Source organism: Mycobacterium paraterrae, from assembly GCF_022430545.2.
GTDB lineage: Bacteria > Actinomycetota > Actinomycetes > Mycobacteriales > Mycobacteriaceae > Mycobacterium > Mycobacterium paraterrae.
Genome location: NZ_CP092488.2, coordinates 646144 through 670170 on the forward strand (window position 1 = coordinate 646144; position 24027 = coordinate 670170).

Here is a 24027-nt window from a genome sequence, read left to right on the forward strand (position 1 = left end):
CGCGCCGGCGCCATCGTCGTGGACGCGGGTCACGGGCGCCACTCCTCCCCGCCGTCTTCGCCGGCGCCATCGTCGTAGACGCGGGTCATCGCGCCTGCCTCTCCCGTCCCGGCGTGTCCGTCTGGGTCGATTCTTCCGTTGTGCCGACTAGCGCCGCTACTAGCTGGCCCACGAACTGAACCAGCTCCAGGTCGCGGATGCGCGGCGCACCCACGCCGCCGGAACGCGGGATCGGCACCTGGACCGTCGACGTCGTCGCCCGGTAACGGGCACCCGGATACCGGCGGGCCAGGCGAACCTGCGCGGAGTCCGGCAACGTGAGCGGCGACAGACGCAGCGTCGCCGCCGACGCCGTCGACACCTCGGTGATGCCCGCCTCCCGGCAGATCAAACGCAGCCGCGCGACGGCGACCAGCAGCTCGGCGGTCTCGGGCAGCGCGCCGTAGCGGTCGATCAGTTCCTCGATGACAGCGTCGATCTGCGTGTTGTCGGACGCCGCCGCCAGCCGCCGATACCCCTCGAGCCGCAGCCGGTCACTGGGGATGTAGTCCGGTGGGAGGTGAGCATCGACCGGCAGGTCGATCCGCACGTCCTTGGGCTCCTCGGCGCTGACGACGGTCTGGCCGTCGGCGGCGGCTCGGTAGGCCTCGACGGCCTCGCCGACCAATCGCACATACAGGTCGAATCCAACACCCGCGACGTGCCCGGACTGCTCGGCGCCCAGCACGTTACCGGCGCCGCGGATCTCGAGGTCCTTCATCGCCACCGCCATACCGGCACCCAGGTCGTTGTTCTGGGCGATGGTCGCCAGCCGGTCGTAGGCGGTCTCGGTCAGCGGGTGGTGAGCCGGATAGAGGAAGTAGGCGTAACCGCGTTCCCGGCTGCGGCCCACCCTGCCGCGCAGCTGGTGCAGCTGGGACAGGCCGAAGGTGTCAGCCCGCTCGACGATCAGCGTGTTGGCGTTGGATATGTCCAGACCGGTTTCGACGATCGTGGTGCAGACCAGGATGTCGAACTCCCGATTCCAGAAGCCCTCGACCGTGGTCTCCAGCAGATCCTCGTTCATCTGACCGTGGGCGACCGCGACCTTGGCCTCGGGTACTAGCTCGCGCACCCGGGCCGCGGCCGCGTCGATCGAGCTGACCCGGTTGTGCACGTAGAACGCCTGCCCGTCGCGCAACAACTCGCGGCGCAGCGCCGCGGCGATCTGCTTGTCGTCGTGGGCGCCGACGTAGGTCAGCACGGGGTAGCGCTCCTCGGGTGGAGTCAGGATCGTCGACATCTCGCGGATTCCGGCCAGGCTCATCTCCAGCGTGCGCGGGATCGGAGTGGCGCTCATCGTCAAGACGTCGACGTGGGTGCGCAGCGACTTGATGTGCTCCTTGTGCTCCACCCCGAAGCGTTGCTCCTCGTCGACCACCACCAGGCCGAGGTCCTTCCAGCGCACCCCGGTCTGCAGCAATCGGTGCGTTCCGATCACGATGTCGACCGTTCCCTCGGCCAAACCCTCGATGACAGCCCGGGATTCGGCCGGCTCGGTGAACCGCGACAGGCCCTTGATCCGGACCGGGAAGCCGGCCATGCGCTCGGTGAAGGTCTGCAGATGCTGGTCGGCCAACAAGGTAGTGGGAACCAGCACCGCGACCTGCTTGCCATCCTGGACCGCTTTGAACGCCGCCCGGACCGCGATCTCCGTCTTGCCGTAGCCGACGTCGCCACAGATCACCCGATCCATCGGCACCGGCTTCTCCATGTCCGCCTTCACCTCGGTGATCGCGGTGAGCTGATCCACCGTTTCGGTGAAGCCGAAGGCGTCCTCCATCTCGGCCTGCCACGGCGTGTCCGGCCCGAACGCGTGTCCCGGCGTCGCCTGCCGCTTGGCGTACAGCGCCACCAATTCACCCGCGATCTCCCGAACCGCTTTGCGGGCTTTGGTTTTCGTGTTGGCCCAGTCGCTGCCGCCGAGCCGGCTCAGTGACGGCGCCTGCCCGCCCACGTACCGCGACAGCTGATCCAGCGAGTCCATCGGGACGTAGAGCTTGTCGGTGACGTTCTGACCGCGCTTGCTGGACGCGTACTCCAGTACCAGGTACTCGCGTCGCGCACCACCGACGGTGCGTTCGGTCATCTCGACGAAGCGGCCGATGCCGTGCTGGTCGTGGACGACGAGATCACCGGCGTTCAGGGCCAGGGGGTCGACGGTGTTACGTCGTTTAGCGGCAAGGCGTTTGCCGTCGGTCGCGGCGACCCGGTTGCCGGTCAAGTCGGTTTCGGTGACGATCACCAGACCGGCGTCCGGCAGCACCACACCGTCGTGCAACGGCCCTCTGAGCACGCCGACAACGCCAGGCTTCGGTTCCGCTCCCGACTCCAACATCGTTGCAGGCGTGTCGGATTCCGCCAGCTGCTCTACGACGCGGTGCGCGGTTCCCGTGCCGGGCGCGACGACAGCGGCGACGCCGCCCGTCGTCACGTGCGCGCGCAGCATCGCGAAGATCTCGTCGATGTCGCGTTGATGACCGCGCGCCGAGGGCGCGGACCGGATGTCCAGCTCGATCGCCGACTCGTCAGAGAGCTGGGACAGTGTCCACCACGGGTGCCCCGACCCGCGCGCCGCGACGCACACCTCGTCGAGTTCGCGGAATCCCGATCCGCCGAGCTGCTCGACGTCGATCGGCGAATCGCCGCCGACGGCGGCCACCGACCATGACGCATCGAGGAATTCGCGGCCGGTCTTGATCAGGTCGGCGGCGCGCGTGCGGACCTTTTCCGGATCGCAGACCAGCACCGGGGTGCCGTCGGCCAGCTGATCGGTGAGCAATGTCACCGCTCCATCTGCCGTGGGCAACAGGACCGGCAGCAATGCCTCCATCCCGTCGACCGGGATGCCCTCCGCCAGCTTGGCCAGCATGTCGCCGACGCCGCCGGTGACGCCGTGCTCGGCGGGCGGCTGCTGGGCGGCCAGGGCGGCGGCCCGGGTCCGCACGTCGTCGGTGAGCAACAACTCGCGGCAGGCCACGGCTACCACGGTGTCGACGCTGATCTCGGGAATCGACCGCTGGTCGGCGACCGAGAACATCCGCATCTCGCTGACCTCGTCGCCCCAGAATTCGACCCGCACCGGATGCTCGGCGGTCGGCGCGAACACGTCGAGAATGCCGCCGCGGACGGCGAATTCGCCGCGTTTTCCGACCATGTCGACCCGGGTGTAGGCCAGCTCGACCAGCCGGGTGATGACGTCTTCGAAGGCGAGTTCGTCGCCGACCGCCAGGGTGAGCGGCTCGGTCTGGCCGAGCCGGGAGGCCATCGGCTGCAGCACCGAGCGGACCGCGGTGACCACCACCTGCAGAGGTGGACCGAGCCGGTGGTCCTGCGGGTGAGCCAGTCGACGCAGCAGCATCATCCGGGCGCCGACGGTTTCGACACCGGGCGACAGCCGCTCGTGCGGAAGCGTTTCCCACGACGGAAACATCGCGACGGCGTCGCCGAGGACACCGCGCAACTCCGCCGTGAGGTCGTCGGCCTCACGGCCGGTCGCGGTGACGATGAGTAACGGCCCCTGCCGGGCAAGTGCGCAGCCGACGAACAGTCGAGCGCTGGCGGGACCGACCAACGCCAATTCCTCGGGTCGGTCGGCCGCCAGGTCGATGAGTCGCTGCAACGTCGGCGCACGTAATGCCGACTTCACCAGCCCCGCGAGTGGGGTATCTCTGGTTTCTAGCCCCCCTGCGGTCATGATGAACCCATTGTATGGGGACTCGGCGTCGTGAAATTTCGGCCGACCGTCGTCAGGGATCCGTGAAGATACGGGCCGTTAGATCGCTACCCGTCGGCCAAATGCGGGTCAGCTTCGAGATGAGTCAGCCCGTTCCAGACCAGATTGACCAGATGCGCGGCGACCACTTCTTTCTTCGGCTCCCTGGTGTCGAGCCACCACTGAGCGGTCATCGATACCGATCCGACCAGTGCCTGCGCATACAGCGGCGCAAGGTCGGAGTCCAGGCCGCGACGGGCGAAGTCGCCGGCCAGTATCGAGCTGACCTGATTGACGGCATCGTTGAGCAGGCTCGAGTAGGTCCCCGAGCTGATCGACGCGGGCGAGTCGCGGATCATGATCCGGAACCCGTCGGTGTGTTCCTCGACATAGGTCAGCAACGCCAGCGCCACCGTCTCGACGCGTACGCGAGATCGATTGTTTGTCAGCGACGAGGTGATGCGGTCCAGCAGGGAAGACATCTCGCGGTCGACGACCACGGCGTACAACCCTTCTTTGCCACCGAAGTGCTCGTAGACAACGGGCTTAGAGACGTTGGCCCGAAGGGCGATTTCCTCGATCGAGGTCCCCTCATAGCCCCGCTCGGCGAACAGCGACCGCGCGATGTCGATGAGCTGGTGGCGGCGCTCGCTCCCGGTCATGCGGGTACGCGGCGCCTTGGTTTCCTTGTCGGGCGCAGCCACGTCTAACAGGTTATCTCTCGGTTGCCCTCCCCGATCGGAACGCGGGGTCGTCTAGAGTGGACGCGATCTTCACCGCTGGTCGCAGCGATCCGTCGTGGTGTAATCGGCAGCACTTCTGATTTTGGTTCAGACAGTTCAGGTTCGAGTCCTGGCGACGGAGCTCTCCACGCACGTACAGCACGGCTTGCTTAGCCGATTCTGAGAGCACACTGCCCCGTTTTCGGCCGTGCGGGCCACAAGCAGTCCTGGTTCTCGGACGAATTCAGACGACTTCAATCGCATTGTCGGCCAATTATCACGGGACGCTTAGCCTTCCGAAAAGGCTGTGTTCGAATGGAATTTTCCGCTCAAGGACTGAAAACGAAAATCCATACAAAGAACGACACCGCACCGAGGCCGCCTCGCAGCGTTGCAGGTCAGCGGGCAAAAACTGTAGGATCGTCCAATCACCCGGATCTCACACGACATGCAAATGTTTAAGCATTTCGTTCATTTCAGAAACTGAATATCGCAAATAAAAAAGTTTGTTGGAGTGAAGGTTCATAAACAAGCCTTATCTCATTCATCTTGCACTGAAAGTGCGACGAAACAAACTGGAAGTTGGCCCCTCACCTGGGAAGGGATCCAATATGACCACTGTTTCGCAAGATAACGGGCCGGCCGCAAAAGTACATCTCAACAAGAGCTTCAGCTGGCGGGATCCTGAGATCGACTGCACGCTGATGGTCGCTCAGCCGTCGACCGAACCCGAATTGTGGTCGGAGTTCGTGGCCGGCGCCTTTCGCAGTTACCACAAGCGGGGCGTCGAAGGAGCACTCGATGTCGACGTGCTGCGCAGCGGCTCTGACACCGTCATGTTCTTCGCAGTGCTCGACGACGCCGGCCGGCTCCTTGCCGGCCTTCGCGCAAAGGGACCGCTACGGTCGCCGGACGAGTCACACGCGATCGTCGAATGGGCCGGACAGCCTAGTCAGCAGGCTGTCCGCGCCATGATCGCCGACCGGATTCCCTTTGGCGTGCTGGAAATGAAGTCGGGATGGGTATCCGAGTACGCCGATCGTGATCTGGATCTGACAACTCCGTTGGCCCGCAGCGCGTTTCACATGATGACTCTGATCGAAGTGCAGTTCTGCATGGCGACCGCCGCCGCCTACGTACTGAACCGGTGGCGAAGCTCGGGTGGAGTGGTGGCCAGCATCCCCGCGACCCCATATCCCGACGAGCGCTACCAAACCAAGATGATCTGGTGGAACCGGCACGACTTTGTCAGCCACGCCGAACCGACGCAGGTCGCCAAGATCATCACCGAGACAAGCCAATTGGCCCGAGAGTCTCGTGGGTCTCGTGAGGCTGGACTGTTGTTCGGCTAGCTGTCGCCGTTTGCCAGGTAGCGGGCGAGTTGCTCGATCGTCGGATGTTCGTAGGGCAGTGAAGCCGAAAGCGGGCGGCCAACAAAGTCTTCCAGCTCGCCAACCAGCCTGACCGCATCCGCCGAGTCGAGGCCGAGGCGATCGAACCTGCGGGTTCGATCGACGTCAGTCGCGGGACCCCCGGTGCGGTGCGCGACCTGCTCGGCCAGCATCGCCTCGATTTCGTCATAGCTCTTCACTTGATCTCTCCCTACCAGCTGCCTACCAGCGCCCAGGCAAATCAATGCGACGCATGGTCAATCGGAGCAAGGTGAATGCGCCCAGCTCCATCGAGTAGGCGAACATGCGCAGATAGCGCTCGTAGCGCGCCACCAACTCCTCGCTCGACACCTCGACCGCTTCGGCGCGGTGCGCGCGCAATCGATCGAACCACGCACGCAGCGTCTTGACATAGTCCTCGCGATCGTTTCGCACGCTCTCGATCTCGAGTTGCATCTCGGCGGCCCGCGCGATGTCGGCAAGTCGCGGCAGTTCTGATTCCGGAAAGATCTCGTCGACGATGAAACGATCCCGCAACGGCCGATCACGCGGGATATCGCCATAGGCAATGGTCTGCAACGAGAGCCGGCCGCCTGGCTTGAGCCAGTCGCGGCAGGCACCAAAGAACTGGCGGTAGGCATCGACCTGCTCGTCGGCCGTCAACCCGAAACGGGCGAAGTGCTCGAACGCACCTACGGAAATCACCGCGTCGAATGGTTCGGCTGGCTGATAGCCAGACCAGCCACGCTCGTGAATCTCGACGTTGGCGGGCGCGATGCCCCGGAGATATTGCGCCTGGGCATCCGAAAGGGTAAGCCCCACAGCATGTTGCACGTCGTAGGAGCCGACCATGTGCATGATCTGGGCGCCCCAGCCGCAGCCGACATCGAGCACCCGCGCTGCGCCGGCTGCCCTGGCCTGCTCGACGTGGTAATCCAATTTGCGTCGCTGGGCGCGCTCCAGGTCGTCGTCAGGGCTCTCCCACATCGCGCAGGAATACGCCATCGTGGGATCGAGCCAGATTCGCCAGAACTCGTTCCCGACGTCGTAGTGATGACGGATGGCGTCCGGACTCGCCCCGAGATACGTGTCCGTCATTTCTGCCCCGCCTTACTCAATGTCGGCTGCTTGAGGTCGCTGACCACCCCGACTACCGACAACATCCGCAGCACCGCGCCGCCGATGTCGATCTGCCACCAGCGCACCCGTGTGGTGTACACCCGGGGCGCGTCGTGGTGGTTGGCATGGTTGCCGCCGCCGAAGGACGGCAGCGCGAGCCAGAAGCGGTTACGCGCCTGCCCTGAGTGCGGCAGTTGCGCACGCTCGCCGCGCAGATGGCCGAGCGAGTTGACACCCCAAATCACGTGGCTCACCAAGAAGATTCGCACCAACCCGCCCCACAAAAAGCCCGTGAGGGCGCCCCATGGGCCGTCGGCCGCCAATCCGATCAGCGCCGGAATCACCAGTCCCAGTGCCGCCCAGGTCAGGTAGCTGCGGTGAATCGCGATCGTTCGCGGACTCTGCCAGAGGTCCTTGACCTCGCCGGCGGTCACCGTCATGGAGGTGTACTCCGGCCGAAATAGCCAGCCGGCGTGCGCATGAGCCAGCCCGCGGGCGCCGCGGTAAGGCCAGTGCGGCGAATGCGGGTCACCTTCGCGGTCGGTGACCGAGTGGTGGCGTCGATGCGTCGTCGCCCACCACATCACCGGACCGAGAAATGCGCTCGAGCCGAGCGCGCCGAGCAGCCATACCAGCGACGCGGGACCGGTGAAGGCGCGATGGGAGAAATACCGGTGGTAGCCGAGTTCGACGCCGGCCATCGTGGCCAGCGAACCTGCCACCACCATGACCAGGTCGGTGCGCGTCGGTCCAATCCCGTTCAGCCACAACGCCGCTACCGCGACGACTGCCAATGCCGGTGCGACGACGACGAAGGTCGCGAGGATCCGCTCACGCGTCATGCGCTTCGTCCCAACACGTAACGATGTACTTCGGCCAATTCATCGCGTCCGTATAAGGCCCTGAGTTCGCCACGTCGCATTTTGCCGCTGGTCGTGCGAGGAATGCCGCCCCGCTTGACGAAAGCCACCTCATCGGGTGGTGCTCCGTGCTCCGCGGCGATCGCACCGACGATCCGATCAGCCACGTCATCCCAAGCGTCCTCCGCTCCGCGGGCGATCTCCGCAACGACGACCAACCGCTCCCGCGAACCGTCGTCGTGCCCGAAGGACGCGCACCCGTTCGGGTGCAACGACTCAACGTGCAGTTGTTCCACGGTGTGCTCCAGGTCTTCGGCAGCGTATTTGACGCCGTTGCGCACCACGATGTCCTTGTCGCGGCCGGTGACGTACAACTCGTCAGCGACCAAGCAACCACGGTCGCCGGTGCGCAACCACGACGTACCGTCGAGCACGGCACCGAACGTCTCCTCCGACGCCTGCTGCTTACCGAAATACCCTTGCGCGACACTGGATCCGCGTACCCAGATCTCACCCTCGACTCCGTCCGGGCACCGCGTTTCACCCGCTTCGTCGACAATCGCGACCTCAAGTCCGTCGCGTGCACGCCCGCAGCTCACCCGGTCGACGCCCCGCCCGTCGCGCCACACCCCGGGCGATTCATCGCGCTGCCCGCCCGTCACCATCAGCGTCGCCTCGGCAAGCCCGTAGCAGGGGTAGAAGGCCTCGCGCCGGAATCCGACACCACTGAACGTGGCAGCGAAGCGGTCCAGTGTCGCGGCTCGCACCGGCTCGGCGCCGACGAACGCAAGGTTCCAACGCGACAGATCCAGTTCGTGGAGACCGGTAGCGCCCTGACGCTGCACGGCTGCAACGCACATGTCGTATGCGAAGTTCGGTGCGCCACTTGTCGTTACCCCATGCCGGCTGATCTCCCGTAACCAACGCAGCGGGTGCTTGAGGAACTGCAGCGGCGTCATCATCACGCACTCGGCACCAGAGAACACCGGTTGCAGCACGTTGCCGATCAGCCCCATGTCGTGCTGAAACGGCAGCCAGCCAAGGACCACCGTCGACGAGCCGTGCTCGAAGGCGTTTTGAATCAGCGCCTCGTTGGCCATCAGGTTGCGATGGCTCACCATGACGCCGCGGGGCGAGCCCGTGGAGCCCGACGAATACTGCAGGATGGCGAGGTCGTCAGCGCCCGCCGCAACCTCGAACACCTCGGCGTCGCGGCCATCCAGCTCGTCGACCGCAATGCACGGCGTAGCCGCGAGTTCGGGCACCAGAGCGCGCGCCGCGAGCAGTTCGTGCGTTGTCAGCACTACCTGTGGCTGCGCCTCGGCGACGATCGCCTGCAACCGCGGCAGGGTCTGCGCCAGGCGTGAGGGGTTCGGCACGTGAGCCGGCACGGCGCACACCCCGGCGTAGAAACAGCCGAACAATGCGTCGAGAAACGTTGAGTCTTGCGGCAGTAGCAGCAGCGCGCGCGGCTGCTCGTGGCTGGTGCGAAGCTCGCGTAGCGCCGCGGCCACGGCGCGTGCCCCTGCATCGAGTTGACCCCAGGTTCTGGTTATCACGTCGCTGTTGTCGTCGAGGAACCGGAACGCGCGATCCTCCGGCTGGTAGAGCCGGCGCTGTTGCAATACATGCGCGATGGTCGTGCCTGGCGCGCAGGTATCGGGCGCGCCCAGACAAGCCAGATCCGTCATCGCGCACTCCCCCCGCTTCGCCGGAAACTCAATGACGCATCTGGCCACCCGTCTGATTTGAAGGGGCCCGATCGTCTACTATCTTAACCGGTCGAATGTGCCGCGCGCGATGTTCGCGGTGATCGTCAGAACTAGCGGTATGCCTGCTCAACGCGTTCAGCTAGATTACTGCGCCATTGCTATTCGGCGATGAAGGGATTGAGACGAGCGGGCCCAGCCCCGCTATTTAGACAGGTTCAGCGGTGCGAAGCGCTTGGCGAGCAGCGCTTCCATGTCAACTGCATCGACCGGCTGTGACAGCAAAAACCCTTGTCCGCGTGTGCATCCCAGTTCCAGCAGAATCCTGGCGGATTCGACGGTCTCGATGCCCTCGGCGACGACGTCGAGTTGGAAAGCATGGGCTAGCGCCATGATCGATTGGACGATCGCGAGATCGCCGGAATCAGTCCCGAGGTCGCGGACGAATCCCTTGTCGATTTTGAGAATGTCGACCGGCAATGTCTTCAAATAGGTGAGCGCGCTATACCCGGTGCCGAAATCGTCCACCGCGATCTGCACACCCAGGGCTTTGAGCTCCGCAAGGGTCTTCTGGGTAGCGTCGATATCCTGGACGACAACGCCTTCCGTGATCTCCAGGCACAACGCGCCCGGTTCGAGACCGAACTCGTGAAGGTTGGCTGCGACTGTGTCGACGATCCCGTCCGCAACGAGTTGCACCGGCGACACGTTGACCCGCAACACCGCCTTCCGACCGATGCCTCGCGATCGCCACTCATTCAATTGCGCACAGGCCGAATGCATCACCCGCCGGCCGAGCTTGCCCGCGAGGTTGATCGACTCGGCGACGCCGATGAACGAATCGGGCATCAACAGCCCGTACGTCGGGTGCTGAAGGCGTATCAGCGCTTCGGTGCCGAGCACCTCGCCCGTGCGAAGGTCGAACTCCGGCAGGAAGCGCAGCACCAGCGCGTCGTTGTCGCCGGCAATGGTCTCTTCCAAGTGAAGTTCGATGTCGTCGCGAAGCGCATACCGTTGCGACATCTCCCGGTTGTACGGGGCCACCCGGCTCCCGCCAGACGACTTGGCCGCCGTAGTCGCTTCGTCCGCGCGGCGCAGCAGATCCGACGAACTGTCCCGGCCGGGCTCGCCCGCCGCCACCCCGATGCTGACCGTCCGGGCGAGGAATTCGCCATCGATCACCACCTGCTGACGCAAGTGACTCTGCAATCGCTGCGCGAATGCCTCGGCGGCCTCGAGTTGCATCGGTTCGTCAGGCACGACGATGAATTCGTCGCCGCCGAAGCGAGCCACAATCGACGGAACGTCGATGGATTGCTCGACCAATTCGACGAACGCCACGATGAAGCGGTCACCGACGTGATGACCGAGGTGGTCATTGATCACCTTGAGCCGGTCCAGATCGAGAAGCAATAGAGCGACCGGGCCCGGCTGGCCGAGTCCGAGCCGTTCGTCGAGGTGCGCGATCAACGCTCTGCGATTGAGCAGACCGGTGAGGTCGTCGTGCTCCGCCAGGTAGAGCAGCCGGTTCTCGGCGACGATGCGAGCCTGCAGCTGGGCGAACAGACTGGCGATAGCTTGAAGAGCATTCAATTCTTCCGACAACCATTCGCGGTCGCCAACTTTGACGAAGCCGAGGATTCCGGTGGTGATGTCGCCCGACAGCAGCGGCACGCATGCCAATGAGGTCTGGGGAATGGCTCGCCCCTCTTCGACCAGGCGCTGGTATTCCTCGTTCGCCGGCTCGGGCCGGACGACGTCTGGCTCTTTGAGGTTTTCGGCCATTGCGAAGATCGAATCCGCCTCGGCGAAGTACACCACGCCGATCGGGTCCGGGTCGGGAACATCGGCACGCACCGGCCATTCGGCGATCAGTATCGTCGCATGGATGGTGTGATCGTTGTGGCGGAGAAAGCCGAAGTCGACGCCGAAGTGATCGACCAAGTCGGCCACGACGCGCTCGCTGATCGCGGCATGGTCGGCCGCGGTGGCCGCCATGAGCTTGGCGGCCGCCCCGGTAACCAGATCGTCTAAGCCGCCGGACATGCGTCAACGGTAGCTCTTATTACGACCTATCGTAAATTGACGCGACCGAAATCTCGCAGGCTGCGGACCGACGCCGGCTCGCTGACTGCGAACCGGAGAATCAGCGCCACACCATCTTCAGAATCGATTCCGACGAGTTGCCTAAAGTCCTCTTGACGGGCACTTAACTCGTGCTGAAATTCCGCTGACACGCCGGCGAGATCCTCGGCATCACGGGCGTAGATGAAAATCGGCGAGATGGGCTGCACGGCGAGTCCGCACCGCTGGGCGACGATCCATACCGCCTCGGCCGCCGAGCCGCCGCGCGCATAGTCGGCGAGCGATCCGCCCGGCACCGCGATCACGGCCAGCGCCGAGCTGGCCGTCATCTGACGGCGGGTACCCTCGCCCAGCACCGATCCCGCGTTCCACCGCGCCAGTTGGATCATCACCTCCGGGCGCCGCAGGATGTCCACCACCGCGAGCTCACCGGGCCCTAATTCGAGGCTGCGGATGTCGATGCCACTGTTGGGCAGCGGGTCACCCGGCCACCGCAGCTCGGAGATCATTTCGGCGTGCAGCACCGGCGTCAGGTAACGCGCTCGATCGGACGCGGCAAAGATCGCGGCGGCTCGGGCGATGTCTGCCGGTGCCGTGAGGACGTGCAGACGGGCGCCTTCTCGTTCGGCGGCGGCATGCAGAGCGTCCAGCACACGATCGGCGATCGGTTGCGCAATTCCCAAGCGCCGGTTGGCTTCTCGAATCAGCATCGTGTCGTAAAGTTCCGCGAGATCGGGATCGGAGCCATCACCGAGGCGCAGCGTTGCCTGCAGCGGCACGCCGTCAGCGGTTTCGGTGATAGTCGCGGGACCCAACACGTCGTGAGCCGCGGCGGCGACCTTGGCGTTGAACAACGCTGCACCCACCGCCACAGCGCTACCGCGATAGGCGACGTCCATCGCCGTGGTGTGCTCCGGCGCAAGCCGGATCACGACAGCGTCCGAGCCGGCGTCGATGTGCCACGGCTGCACGTTTCCCCCGGACGGCGCCCGGATCGCCGCGGCAGCTATGGATCCTGCCACGCCGGGCCACGACGGTTCCGCATCGCCGGGCGGCGGCGCAGCGTCGTCGTTCGGCAGCTCCGGGTCGGCGAGGCGGTCCAGCGCGGCGCCGACGTCGAGACGGACCCGGCCCGACGGCAGGTGCTCGCCCAGTCCGATCCGACGCACCGCCTCGGCGATCACCGGCGCCCCCGCCGCGACATCGCCCGACACCTGAGGCCAGGTCGACAACGTCCGGTCGATCTCCAGCAGCGACGCTGCCCCTCGGGATGACAGGTGCTCGGCCTGAAGGAACCGCAGCAGATGCGGAACCTTTTCGCCGCTGGTCATCTTTGCCAGCGACGCCGGGTCCACGTCGCCGAGCAATCCGTGCAGGATCGGCCGCTGCGGATCGAGGTCGAATCGCTCCACGTCGACCAGTCCGCGGTCGCTGGTCGCCATCAGCACGGGAATCCCGCGAGCCCGCGCCCGTTCGCGCAAGATCGCCTTCATGTCCAGTGAATCGCATTCGTCGACCACCACGCTCAGCCCGTCGAAAAACTCGTCGATGGTGTCCTCGGTCAGACCCGCGTCCTGGGTTCGGACTGGCAGATACGGGTCGAGCTCGGCGATTCTGCGGGCGGCCGCCTCCGCCTTATTGACGCCGATGTCGAAAACCGTCGCCGGCACCCGGTTGAGGTTGGTCAACTCAAGCTGATCGAAATCGGCCAGGCGCAGCTCGCCGCACAGCCCCTGCGCCGCGAGCGCGTGCGCGATGACATGGCCCGCGCTCAGTCCGACGACGCCGATTCGCAGCGCACCCAATCGCGATTGCTCTTCGACCGTGACGACGTTCCGGTTGCGATCCAGCCGCACCGCTTTGAAGCCGCGCGGTCCCAGCACCGCGACCACTGCGCGGCGCCACGGGAAGTAGGCCCATCGGCAGTGTTCCTCGAGCAGTTCGGGATCTGCCGGGGGCAGCAGTTCACGCAATTCGGTCAGCTGAGCCGCCCGGTTGTCGATGAACTCGATGGCGGGATCCGCGCGCAATGTCTCCAGCACCGCGTAATCGGCCGCGTCCTCCTCGTCGAGGACCGAAGCCTTGAATGCTGCGATGGTCGTCTCCCTCGATCATGAGCCCCGAATCGGCGTGAAAATACCAACGGTGTGAGCTAACCATCACGGCAACGCTTTCGCTGCGGCTCAGATATTGCATTATTCAACATCTGAATTAAGTTCCGGTCCGGCTGCGGAATGTCGTTGGCGCGTGCGAGTTTCCGATTTCAGAGTGCTCGACTAAGTGGCGAGATTTAAGTCACATTCCGGTGCTATCGCCCGTCCGCCGCGCATCCGGCTCCGAACCGCATGCGACAGCTACCGCATAACGAGGAGCCAGTAGTACACCGTGCCGACGAATCTGGGGCTCGTCACGCGCATCGCCAATCAGTTGCTGGAAGCAAACGCATCCGACGCCGCTCACGCCAGCGAACGAGTTTTAGCTCAACTAGTGGAGCATTTCGACTTGCACTATGCGTTTCTCCGGCACAGTGACCACGACATCCGCGCCTCGTTGCTGATCGCCGAGTGGCCGCCACGGACCGATGTGCCGAATCCCGATCCGTTCTCCGTCGTCTCGTTCACCAGCGACCACCCCGCGTTGGCCCTGTGCGCCAATGGCAAAGAGTTGGTGACGGTGCACCATAACTACGACGGCACGCTCTGGCCCCGGTTGATCACCAGCACTCGGCGCGGACCACTGACTGTGGCCGCCGCACCGCTCATTGAAGGAACGACGACCACGGGCGTGCTCGGATTCGTCAAGCGCCGCGGGCGCCGGTGGAACGCGGAGGCCCGGCACACGCTCGAGACGGTGGCTTGTTTGCTCGCACAGTTCCAGGCCCGCGTCTGCGCCGAGGAACAGCTTCGCCATCTCGCCGACCATGACGACCTCACCGGACTGCGCAATCGCCGAGCGCTGCTTGTACACCTCACGGACCGGCTCGCGCCTCATCAGCCGGGTCCGGTCGCCGTGCTGTACTTCGACCTGGACCGTTTGAAAGCGATCAACGACACCCTCGGCCACGCCGCCGGCGATCAATTCATCGGGGATTTCGCGGATCGCTTGCGTGACTGCGCCGGAGACCGCTGCCTGGTAGCCCGATTGGGCGGCGACGAGTTCGTGGTCGTGCCGGACCAACCGATGACGACGAATGCCGCGGAACGGTTCGCCGACCGGTTCCGCACGTCCGTCCACGATCGGCTGACGATCGAGGGCAGGGACATCACTCGGACCGTGAGCATCGGTGTTGCCGCAGGGATGCCGGGCTCTGTCAGCGCTATCGATCTGCTGGGTCGAGCGGACGAGGCGGTGCTGGCGGCCAAGCGCGCGGGCCGCGATCAGATCATCGCGGCCAGCGAAAATTCGTTGAAACAGTTGTTCCGCAACGATATCCGTGCGCACGTGACCGGTGAGGTCGACAGGGACGCGCTGCTGGTGAGTTACTTGCCCGAGGTCGACTTGTGGACGGGCGCCCTCACTGGCGTCGAGGCGCTGGTTCGCTGGCGGCATCCGGCCCGCGGCCTGCTGGTACGCGACTCGTTCATCGGGGTGGCCGAGTCGATGAACCTGGCAGGTGACGTGGACCGGTGGGTTCTGCGGACCGCCTGCGCGCAGTTCAGCGAGTGGCGCGCTCGCGGCTTGGGAGCCGGTATGTCGTTGCGGGTGAACGTTTCCCCGCTGCAACTGACCGCACCTGATTTCGTCCGCACCATCGGCGGCACCGCCGCTGAGTTCGGCATGGACGACGGGTCGCTGTGTCTGGAGCTCACAGAACGCGCGATCGTGCATGACATCGAGAACACCACCCGCACACTGACCAGGCTCAAAGACCTCGGCGTGCAGACCGCCATCGACGACTTCGGCACCGGCTACGCCGTCATGTCAGATCTCAAAGCGTTGCCCATCGACGTGCTCAAGATCCACCCACGGTTCGTCCGTGATCTCGGCACCAACACCAACCACCTGGCGATTGTGCGCGCGATCATCGGCCTCGCCCACGCGTTCAACCTCGAGCTTGTCGCCGATGGCCTTGAAACACCTTCTGCGGCAATGGCATTGCTGCATCACGGCTGCCACCGCGCGCAGGGTTATCTGTTCTCACGTCCCCTCACGGCTGAGGCGACGGAGACGCTACTGCGCTCACGTCGGATGCCCATGCCGTTCCTGACCGAACACGCCGTCCCTGCCGAAGCCGCGATCTGACAGCGGTCACCCTGGCCAGTCACACCAGAAGCGGACTGTAGTCGGCCGGAGGATCAACCAGATTCATTGTCCGAAACAGCTTTTCAGTCAGCATCGAGCTGCTCTCGGCAGCGAGCAACACTTCCTCGCGAAGGAACAGTAGCTCTTCGGACACCGCGGGCCGGTCGTCCGAGGTGTACATGTAGAGATCATTGAATTGATTGGACGTCCACTGCGGTCCGATCACCGCGGCTGCCGCGGCGAAGAATCGCCGACTCAACTCCAGGCCGGATTGGGCCAGACAATCCCGCAGCGCAACAGCTTGCAGCGCAGCGACCGTCATGCCCTGAGTGTAGATGGGACTGAGACTGCAAATCGCATCCCCGAAGACAAGCAGCCCATCCGGGAATTGCGGCATCTGGTCGTAGCGCCGCCACGCGCCGCCTGGATAACGAAAGACGTCCATCTGCCCGAGCGGTTCGGCACCCGCCCGCAGGGCTTCAGTAAGGGCGGGCGACACGAAACGAGTTGCCAACTCGATCAACTCGGCATAGTCAGCGGGCGGATCGAGTTGGTCGAGCCGGTACACGGTCAGCATCCAGGTGTTGTCCTCGTAGGACGAGAGTGCACCGCCGGTAGGAAGAGCGGGCTCCGGAAACACCATGGTCATCTTTTCGTTGACGACACCCGCGGGGATGCGCAACAGTTGGCTGGCATAGGTTGCGTTCGCGGTGGAGTGCTCGGTGGTCGGCCGGCCGTAGCCGAGACTGTCGAGGAAAGACGGTGTGCGGGCACCTCTTCCCATCGCGTCGACCACTAGGTCGGCGTCGAGCACCCGCTCGACACCGGCCTTCCGATCGAACAGCCGGGCACCGGTGATCCGGCCCGGCCGCATCGCAACGGGCTCGACCACGTCATGGCCGTCCAGGAACTGCACATTGCCTATCCTGCGAACTCGCTCGCGCACAACAGCTTCGAGCAACGGCCGACTGAGCAGATACACCACGACCGACTCGGGATCGGCGAACGTGCACGATCTGTTGTATTCGCGTCCAGCCACGCGGATGGACACGCGTGACAGATCACCGTCGTCGCAGACCGTCGCGCCGGCCGCGACGAGTTGCTCCCGCAGACCCGGAAACAGCATGGCGAACTCTTGCAGGCCGCGACTGGTCAGCACATGCGAATGGCGGCCCTGACGCACTCCCCGCCGTGGCACCGCGCCATCGGACAACTTGTCTCGCTCGACAATGGTGACAGCGTCGTAGAAGTCGGAAAGGACGCGGGCGGCCAGCAATCCACCGATACCCGCACCGCAGACGATCGCTCGTCCCGCGCGCATCAGAGGTAGGCCCCGTCGACCGTCGCGGATTCCTTCGCCTGGGTGACCACGACCCCCAGCAGCGGGATGTCGAGCGCGCGAACACCAGTTACCAGATGCGACAGCGACAGCGTCGTCGTCGCGATCGGGCGCACCACCAGCACGACGGCATCCGCTGCCTCGAGAGCCAGCTGCGCGTCGATCGAGTCGTGGAACGAGGGTGCGTCGACCAAGATGACGTTGTTGTCCAGCAGTCGCGCCTCACGGTCGTGGATCTCCGCGGTCAGGGTTTCGGTGGTGCACGACACGGTGGTCACCGGTTCTCGTGCGCCGTCTACCTCCGCCGGTCCGGCACCCGCCAGGGCCAGGCTGGGTTGCGGTGTCTGCTGGTTTTTCTCGCCGAGGCGCACGACGCCGACACGACGACCTCGGTCGGCAAACGCACGAGCGAGCGCCTGCGTCGCGACGGTGCCGCCGTCGCCGTCGTGGCCCGCGACGATCGCGACGACCGGCGGAATCTCGGCTTTGATCCTCGGCAGCCGTTGCAGCACGGATTCGATGTTCAGGCTGAGGCGCAGGGCGCCCTGCTCGAATTCTTCGCATTCGTCGAAAGCCCTGCCGACATTGCCGTCTGGGCCCAGTGACGGGGTTTTGGGCAGCTTCCCGATGATGTCGCAGCCGGTGATCTCCTCGACCTGGCGCCGCGAGCGAACCTTGGTATCGAAACGTTCGAGAAACCAGATGATCCCGACAGCCGAAGCCAGGGCCAGCATCAGGGCTCCGAACATCACCATCCACAACGGATAGCCGGATGCCGTCGCGGTAGCCGGGGTCGCCTTCGCAACTACCTGAATCAGCGGGCCCACGGTCGGGTCGTTGCTGACGTTCTCCAATTTCGCTACGTAGGCATTCAGGACGCTGCCGTAACCGTTGGCGATGTTGGCCGCGTGTTGGGCATTGCCGTCAGTGACCGAAACAGCCATCAGCACAGTATTTTTCACTGCGACCGCCGAGACTTTCGAGACGAGCTGCTGCGGCGTCAGCGTCAATCCGAGCTTGTCGATCACGGTTTGGGCTAGGTCGTCGCTTTGGAACAAGTTGACGTAGGTTTGCGCGCGCTGCCGGGAGAACAGGTCACCCTGGTAGGCACCGGCCGAGGTCTTCACGTCGGGAGCCCGAAGGAAGAACTCAGTGGACGCGGTGTATTCGGTGTCGGAACTAACTTCGTAGGCCACAGCGGCCAGCAGCGCGACTGCCAGGCAGCCGATCACGATCGGCCATCGCTGCCCGATCTTTGTCCACGCCTTGATCAATAGCTCCATGATTCTCCACTCACGATCGTTGACTGGCTCATGCGACGAGAGGCTTCCGCTGCAACTGGGCAGCCTCGACAGGTGTCGAAAAGGTCTGGCCTGCAATGACGATTCGTCCCATGCAGAAGCCCCGGGACAGACCCAGCAGCCTTTCGCTTTCGCGCAGCTCGTCGGCAGAGGTCTCGGGAATCGGGTCGACCAGAATGGAGGCGCCTACCTGAGTGGCCAGGTCGACGGCGTCAGCGGACTCCAGTACCGCCGGGCCGGCCACGATGACGTGGCGGTAGCGACAACCCAAGTCGTCGAGGACGTCCCGCATTCTGGGGCCGGTGAGTTCCTTGGTCGGATTCGCCGGTGCCGTTCCCGCCGTGATCCAGCCGACCCCGCGGGCATCGGAGTGGATGGCGTCGTCCACAGGAGTTGAGCTGCTGAGCAAGTCGCCGAGGCCGACCATTGAGCGGTCCTGATGTGCGCGAAAGTCGGCGTGCACGACGATGCTCGGTGAGCCCGATTCCGTCAACGCCGTCGCCAACAACATTGCCAGCACACCGGTCGTCTGAGTGGCGCGCGGCGCCGCGAGCACGAACGACCGGATCTCGGCGTCCGTCAGGCGGCGGGCCAGTTCCAGCCGGAGGAGTTTTGCGTCGACGTGCACCTCGTCGAGACCGAGATGCTCCTCGGCGGACAGCACGCCGATCACGTTGTGCTGTTGACCGGTGATCTCGCCGATGCCGCGAAGTCGTTTCAGCAGAAGGCTTTCCCGCACACCCGCGTACGCCGCCACGTAGGTCAGCCCGATCAGGAATCCCAGGATCGCGCCGGACCCGATGTTCAGCAGCGATCGTGGCGAGATCGGGTGGGAGGGAACCGACGCGGGCTCGGTGAGCACCGGCTGAATTGGGGACACCGCGGTGTACGGCGGTCGCTCGACGTCTTTGATGACATCGATAGTCCGCTGCGCAGCCGCGTCGGCGATGGCGGCCGCACGCACCGGGGAACTGTCTTGTGCCCGCACTTGGATCATTACCGTGTCCGGAATGATGTGGCCGCTCAACTTTTTGGCGAGATCGTCACCGGACTGCCCCAACTGCAGTCGCTTGGCCACCGAGTCGGCCACCATCGGCGTCGTGACCAGCCGCACGTAGCTGGTCATGCGCTGTTGGGTGAACTCGTCACCGTAGGCCTTGAGCCCGCCACCACCGGTATTCGGGTCCGCGAGCGCGGTGGAATCGTTCCAATACGGTGCCGCGACAAGGATTCTCGCGTTCGCCTCATAGACAACCGGCAACAGCAGGTTCAGTCCGCCGGCAGCGGCCGCGCCCGCCAGTGTCCAAACGATCAGGATGAGGAATTTGTTGCGCACCACGGCCAGCAACTCGAGGAGCCCGGTCATGATGCGACACCGAGCCGCGTCAGATTCTCGATGATCTTGGCCGCATAGTAGGCGTTGCCGTCGCCATTGAGGTTGACGCCGTCTTTCCAGAGCAGCCGCTTGAGGTCGCCGCCGCGATACCACCGCTGCGCTACCGGGTCGATCACCTGTGCCCCCACACTTTCCGCTGTGCCGCGAAGGCCTTGCGCGACAGCGGGATAGTTGTTTGCCGCTTCGCTTGTGACATACGACGGCAACACGACGACGATCCTGGCCGTCGGCCAAATCGAGCGGACTTTCTTGACGTAGTCGTCGGCGGCGGCCAGCACCGGTTCGACCGGATCGAAGAGGTCGGCGCGGCCACCGTCGATCAGCACGTAGTCGACGCGACGGTGATAGATCGCGGCATCGCGATCGAGTCTGTCCATGAAGGGCACGCCCGGTGGTACCGCGTCCTCCATGCGATGCAGGAAGCCGGTACCGCCTTGGGCGTCGAGCGCAAGGTTCCAACCTTCCTTGCGCGCAACGAGGTTCGGGTACGTCGGAAACCCCGGGTCGCCGGTGCCGCCGGCAAAGGAGTCGCCGACCACCAGCAGCGTCGGCTTGTCGTCGAACATCTGGGTGAGGTTCGCGACGATCTTGTCCGCGTAATAGGTGTCGCCGTTGTAGTTGAGGTGGCGACCGTCTTGATTCAGCAGGAACTTGGCTTCGACATCGGTATACCAGCGCTGTGCCAGCGGATCGATGACGTCGGCGCCGATCGACTCGGCGGCTCGGCGGAGTCCGTCCGCGACGGCGTCGTAGTTGGTCGAGTCGTCCGGCACCGCGAGAGCGGGCAGCACGACGATGATCTTGGCCGTCGGCCAGCGGGCGTGAACGTCGTTGAGGTACGACTCTGCCGCCGGCACCACGTCTTCCGGCGGCAAGCCCAGGTCGTTTCGTCCGCCATCGATCAATACATAGTCGGCGTGGTACGTCGCGGCGTCTCGGTCCAGCCGCTCGATGAACGGCGCGTGCGAGGATGTGCGACTGACGAAGCCGGTGCCGTCCTGGACGTCCACCGACAGACTCCAACCCATCTTGTCGGCCACCAGGCCGGGGTAGGCGGCCGCATACGAATCGCCGACAACCAGAAGAGCGCGCTGGTGGTCGAACATCGTCGACGGCGAAGGCACCACGTTGGTGGGGGCGGTCGCGGCGTTCGAGCCACCGTCGGGCAGTCCGGCGTCGATCAGGACACCCACCGTCAACGCCAAGGCGGCGATGACAGCACACAGGATCAGGCGCCGGCGGCCGCGTATTCCACTATGCGCCGGCATATCTCACCCTTAGTCGAGTCGTGTTCACTGGCAGCCGGTCATCCTTTGCGCCACGAATCCGACGCGCTCTGGGCTTTCGCTGCCGCACGAAAGCACCGAACGCCAGGATGAAGAACAGGAACGACGCGGCTTGCAGCAGTGACCCGCGTAGCAGGATCAGCATGTAGAACGGCAGGATGCAACCGAGCACACCGGGCATCCCATAGCCCTCGAATTGAGAGTTCAGTCCGGTGTCCCAGCGGTGCAGCCCGAAACCGAGAACGAACATGCCGAGCACCAATGCCAGCCAGCCGCCGTTGAGGAACATCTCGACCCACAGCGGTGCGGACAAGTTGGTGAACCCGTACCCGCGCATGTTGGCGATGAAGATGCCGGTGTCGACCGGTTTGTTCGGCCACATGTCCCGCGGTACCCACCAGAGCAGCACGCCGACGAACTGGCGGCCCGGAACGATTCCGTCCCGCGCCGCGATCAGATAACCGTTCATGAGTTGGGCGAACGAGTCGTAATCGTCAGACAGCAGCGACTGAATGGGGTTGCTGGCCTTCAGCTCCGCCTGCTGGCTGACACGAAACGCGTCCGCCAGGGGGAAGATGACGAGCAGGGCCGCCAAGAAACCCATCGATGTGAGCCGGAACCGCCGGGCCGTCCCGAACAGGCCGTAGGCGGTCGCGGCGGCCAGCATCGCGGTCCCTGACTGATACCTGGCATTGGAGATCGGGTTCATGTTGTCGGCCAACAGAAGTCCGATGACCCAGACGAGCACCAGGCTGCCCCGCATCAACTTCGGAGAGATGTGTTCGCCGTCCTGCAGTGCCATCCTGGCTTCCCTGCGGAAACGGACCAAGGTGATGAACGCCACCAGCAGCGCCATGTAGCTGCAGGCTCGCAGCACGACCCCGGCGCTCTCGCTCGGGAACACCAAGGCGCCGATATCTTGCGCCTCGTAGCGGCTGTGCATGAACTGCAACCAGCCAGTGTTCGACAGGTAGTACAGGTTCAGCACGACGGCGAACACGCAAAGGATCACTGTGCGTGGGTAATTCACGCTGAACGTCCGGTCGGCCATCGCCGACGCGCCCGGCGTCCGTGGTAGTGCCCCGCGCAGCACGGTCACGGTGTCTAGCCCAGCGCCGGCCAGGAACGCGCCGCACCCGGCGATCACCATCAGTGCCGCCGCGGCGATGTAGGTGTTGTCCATTCGGGGAACCGTTCCGGGCCACTCGTTCTCACGCAGTTGAGCCAGGGGCGCTACGCAGAGAAACATATAGGTGAAAGACCAGAACATCGACTCGAACAGGCGCCGCTGACCACTGCCGATCAGCCAGGCGAACCGCGCGGCGCAGAGCACCGTCGCCGGTAGCGTCCACAGCCAGTAGGAGTTGGGCGGGTTGCTGGTAAACGTCACAATCAGGGCGGGTCCGAACACGGCCAACGCGACGAAGACCCACAGCGTGACGAGCGCGCCGCCCGTGCGCGTTGCCGTGTGGAGGCGCAGCCTCGTCGTGAGCGGCACCGGAGCCGGGATGGGGTCAGCGACTCCACCGGGGATCGCCAAGGCTTTGACGCTCGACATGCTCAGCTGAGTTGAATCAAGTTGGGCCCGTGGCGCTTTGGAAACGCCTGGCTCGACCCACGGCCTGACCCGCAGTATCGCCAGTGCCACGTAGAACGTCATCGCGGTGGCGATACCGGCCGCCACCCCCTCGGCACTGCGGAACACGAGGCCGGAGCCGGGTACCAACACCAGCATCGCCAGCACGTAGCACAGCTTGAGTTGCAACGCGTCAGCGCTCCGATTGAAGGTCCGCAGGAAGATGGTGACCGCGACCGACCATGCCGCCAGCGCGAATTCGAAGGCGATGATCGGAATGATCGGCTGCGTCGCTTCGAAGGTGCGGCCGAGAACTAGGTGCCCGATCGCCGGCGGCAGAAAGAACAATGCCAGGCCGAGCAGAAGCGAGCCGGAACTGGTGACCAGACTGATACGGGCCAACGACTTCCATACCTGCGGCGGTGCCATGTTGTGCCGCCGGCTCTCGGGGATCACCGCCAATGGAAGCGCCCCCACCGCGATCGCCACCGGGGCCAGTAGCGCCGTCGCTCCACGAAGGGCGGCCGATACTGCCGGATCGAGGACGACCGCCGCGAAGAGCAGCACCGCAAACACGGTCGTCTGTTCGAGACCGGAGTCGATGCCGTACCGGACCCGATGCTGCCAACCACCGCGGATCCAGGCCTGATATCGCCTGGCCCGCGGCTGAATGCGCACTGCCATAATCATTCCCACAGCGGCGACGGACGCCAGCGCGGCCCATCCGGCCAGGAGGTACGTCGTGGTCGCCAGGGATGAGTGCAACCAGGTCGCCCCCAGTAACGCCGCCGACCCGGTGAACCATACGCCGTCCCACATGGCAGCCACCTGTGGACGACCCTCCGCGATGGCGACGTAACGCAGCACGTCCTCGGCCAACACGATCGGGGTTGCGACGATGATGGCCAAGGCCGGCGTCCGGATGCCGGGGCCCGCGACGGCCCACATCGCAGCCGCGACAACGGGACTCACCAACAGCGCGCTGGTCAGCGCGAAGGAGCCCTCACGCCGGATCTCGCTCGGGTCACTTCCCGCTGTCAGCAACAGCGGCGTGCCCAGCGCGCCACGCAGCACGCCGATCGCGGCGGCCAGCAGCGTCAGCAGCAATGCGATCTGTCCGAATCTCTGGCTAACCGTCACGACCGCGACGGCGTACACGATCAGGCCGTTGCTGAGACTGGAAAATACCTGGTCGGCTGCGCCCGAGATGGCGCGGACCTTGCTGATCGACAATGCTGCGGGCATGG

The 24027-nt window shown here is 64.8% G+C and carries 15 protein-coding genes and 1 tRNA gene; 3 read left to right on the forward strand and 13 right to left on the reverse strand.

All coding sequences use genetic code 11. The annotated features are described in order from the left end of the window. Nucleotides 1-85 precede the first annotated feature (85 nt). The gene (mfd, locus tag MKK62_RS02935) at nt 86-3736 is read right to left on the reverse strand and encodes a transcription-repair coupling factor (protein WP_240262488.1); all 3651 of its coding nucleotides are present in this window, start codon (nt 3734-3736) and stop codon (nt 86-88) included. An 86-nt stretch (nt 3737-3822) separates the two neighbouring features. Then, nucleotides 3823-4416, reverse strand: coding sequence for a TetR/AcrR family transcriptional regulator (locus MKK62_RS02940; protein WP_240263852.1), 594 nt, complete (start codon nt 4414-4416; stop codon nt 3823-3825). Nucleotides 4417-4546: 130 nt separating this feature from the next. Here MKK62_RS02940 and MKK62_RS02945 point away from each other — a divergent pair. Together MKK62_RS02945 and MKK62_RS02950 are read left to right on the forward strand one after the other, a co-directional pair. Beyond that, nucleotides 4547-4618: transfer RNA gene (locus MKK62_RS02945), tRNA-Gln, on the forward strand. 469 nt (nt 4619-5087) lie between these two features. Continuing rightward, nucleotides 5088-5828: an SAM-dependent methyltransferase gene (locus MKK62_RS02950; RefSeq protein WP_240262487.1), complete on the forward strand. Its 741-nt coding sequence runs from the start codon at nt 5088-5090 to the stop codon at nt 5826-5828. Here the strand turns inward: MKK62_RS02950 and MKK62_RS02955 are convergent. From MKK62_RS02955 to MKK62_RS02980, 6 genes are all read right to left on the reverse strand, one after another. Then, on the reverse strand, nt 5825-6067 hold the full coding sequence (locus MKK62_RS02955) for an acyl carrier protein (protein WP_240262486.1): 243 nt from the start codon (nt 6065-6067) through the stop codon (nt 5825-5827). The two genes, MKK62_RS02950 and MKK62_RS02955, sit on opposite strands and share 4 nt — an antisense overlap. Before the next feature lie 22 nt (nt 6068-6089). Then, on the reverse strand, nt 6090-6965 hold the full coding sequence (locus MKK62_RS02960; RefSeq protein WP_240262485.1) for a class I SAM-dependent methyltransferase: 876 nt from the start codon (nt 6963-6965) through the stop codon (nt 6090-6092). Further along, nucleotides 6962-7828 carry an acyl-CoA desaturase gene (locus MKK62_RS02965; RefSeq protein WP_240262484.1) on the reverse strand — a complete coding sequence of 289 codons (867 nt, stop codon included), beginning with the start codon at nt 7826-7828 and terminating at the stop codon, nt 6962-6964. Before MKK62_RS02965 ends, MKK62_RS02960 begins: the two co-directional genes overlap by 4 nt. Beyond that, nucleotides 7825-9537 (reverse strand): fatty acyl-AMP ligase, encoded by a 1713-nt coding sequence (locus MKK62_RS02970; RefSeq protein ID WP_240262483.1) that lies wholly within the window; start codon nt 9535-9537, stop codon nt 7825-7827. The genes MKK62_RS02965 and MKK62_RS02970 overlap by 4 nt, the downstream gene beginning before the upstream one ends. Before the next feature lie 222 nt (nt 9538-9759). Further along, on the reverse strand, nt 9760-11601 hold the full coding sequence (locus MKK62_RS02975) for a putative bifunctional diguanylate cyclase/phosphodiesterase (protein ID WP_240262482.1): 1842 nt from the start codon (nt 11599-11601) through the stop codon (nt 9760-9762). Nucleotides 11602-11627: 26 nt separating this feature from the next. Further along, nucleotides 11628-13736 (reverse strand): Rv1355c family protein, encoded by a 2109-nt coding sequence (locus MKK62_RS02980; protein WP_240263851.1) that lies wholly within the window; start codon nt 13734-13736, stop codon nt 11628-11630. A gap of 289 nt (nt 13737-14025) precedes the next feature. Between MKK62_RS02980 and MKK62_RS02985 the strand changes: the two genes are divergently transcribed. Next, nucleotides 14026-15882, forward strand: a complete 1857-nt coding sequence (locus MKK62_RS02985) for a putative bifunctional diguanylate cyclase/phosphodiesterase (protein ID WP_240262481.1) — start codon at nt 14026-14028, stop codon at nt 15880-15882. A 19-nt stretch (nt 15883-15901) separates the two neighbouring features. Here MKK62_RS02985 and MKK62_RS02990 read toward each other — a convergent pair whose 3' ends face one another. The 5 genes from MKK62_RS02990 to MKK62_RS03010 are packed head-to-tail and all read right to left on the reverse strand — an operon-like array spanning nt 15902 to nt 24025. After that, nucleotides 15902-17203 (reverse strand): FAD-dependent oxidoreductase, encoded by a 1302-nt coding sequence (locus MKK62_RS02990; RefSeq protein ID WP_240262480.1) that lies wholly within the window; start codon nt 17201-17203, stop codon nt 15902-15904. Continuing rightward, nucleotides 17203-18504 carry a Wzz/FepE/Etk N-terminal domain-containing protein gene (locus MKK62_RS02995; RefSeq protein WP_240262479.1) on the reverse strand — a complete coding sequence of 434 codons (1302 nt, stop codon included), beginning with the start codon at nt 18502-18504 and terminating at the stop codon, nt 17203-17205. The genes MKK62_RS02990 and MKK62_RS02995 overlap by 1 nt, the downstream gene beginning before the upstream one ends. Nucleotides 18505-18532: 28 nt before the next feature. Continuing rightward, nucleotides 18533-19888 (reverse strand): Wzz/FepE/Etk N-terminal domain-containing protein, encoded by a 1356-nt coding sequence (locus MKK62_RS03000; RefSeq protein WP_240262478.1) that lies wholly within the window; start codon nt 19886-19888, stop codon nt 18533-18535. Then, complete coding sequence (locus tag MKK62_RS03005; RefSeq protein WP_240262477.1) at nt 19885-21186, reverse strand: SGNH/GDSL hydrolase family protein; 1302 nt, start codon at nt 21184-21186, stop codon at nt 19885-19887. The genes MKK62_RS03000 and MKK62_RS03005 overlap by 4 nt, the downstream gene beginning before the upstream one ends. Then, a complete protein-coding gene (locus MKK62_RS03010; RefSeq protein ID WP_240262476.1) occupies nt 21173-24025 on the reverse strand; it encodes an MATE family efflux transporter in 2853 nt (950 codons plus the stop codon). The genes MKK62_RS03005 and MKK62_RS03010 overlap by 14 nt, the downstream gene beginning before the upstream one ends. Nucleotides 24026-24027 lie beyond the last annotated feature (2 nt).

Bases quoted from the DNA above. Each gene is read 5' to 3' on its own strand.
- MKK62_RS02965 (WP_240262484.1), bottom strand. From the start codon at position 7,828: ATGACGCGTGAGCGGATCCTCGCGACCTTCGTCGTCGTCGCACCGGCA.
- MKK62_RS03010 (WP_240262476.1), bottom strand. From the start codon at position 24,025: ATGCCCGCAGCATTGTCGATCAGCAAGGTCCGCGCCATCTCGGGCGCA.
- MKK62_RS02950 (WP_240262487.1), top strand. From the start codon at position 5,088: ATGACCACTGTTTCGCAAGATAACGGGCCGGCCGCAAAAGTACATCTC.
- MKK62_RS02960 (WP_240262485.1), bottom strand. From the start codon at position 6,965: ATGACGGACACGTATCTCGGGGCGAGTCCGGACGCCATCCGTCATCAC.
- MKK62_RS02995 (WP_240262479.1), bottom strand. From the start codon at position 18,504: ATGGAGCTATTGATCAAGGCGTGGACAAAGATCGGGCAGCGATGGCCG.
- MKK62_RS03005 (WP_240262477.1), bottom strand. From the start codon at position 21,186: ATGCCGGCGCATAGTGGAATACGCGGCCGCCGGCGCCTGATCCTGTGT.
- MKK62_RS02975 (WP_240262482.1), bottom strand. From the start codon at position 11,601: ATGTCCGGCGGCTTAGACGATCTGGTTACCGGGGCGGCCGCCAAGCTC.
- MKK62_RS02970 (WP_240262483.1), bottom strand. From the start codon at position 9,537: ATGACGGATCTGGCTTGTCTGGGCGCGCCCGATACCTGCGCGCCAGGC.
- MKK62_RS03000 (WP_240262478.1), bottom strand. From the start codon at position 19,888: ATGACCGGGCTCCTCGAGTTGCTGGCCGTGGTGCGCAACAAATTCCTC.
- mfd (WP_240262488.1), bottom strand. From the start codon at position 3,736: ATGACCGCAGGGGGGCTAGAAACCAGAGATACCCCACTCGCGGGGCTG.
- MKK62_RS02940 (WP_240263852.1), bottom strand. From the start codon at position 4,416: ATGACCGGGAGCGAGCGCCGCCACCAGCTCATCGACATCGCGCGGTCG.
- MKK62_RS02990 (WP_240262480.1), bottom strand. From the start codon at position 17,203: ATGCGCGCGGGACGAGCGATCGTCTGCGGTGCGGGTATCGGTGGATTG.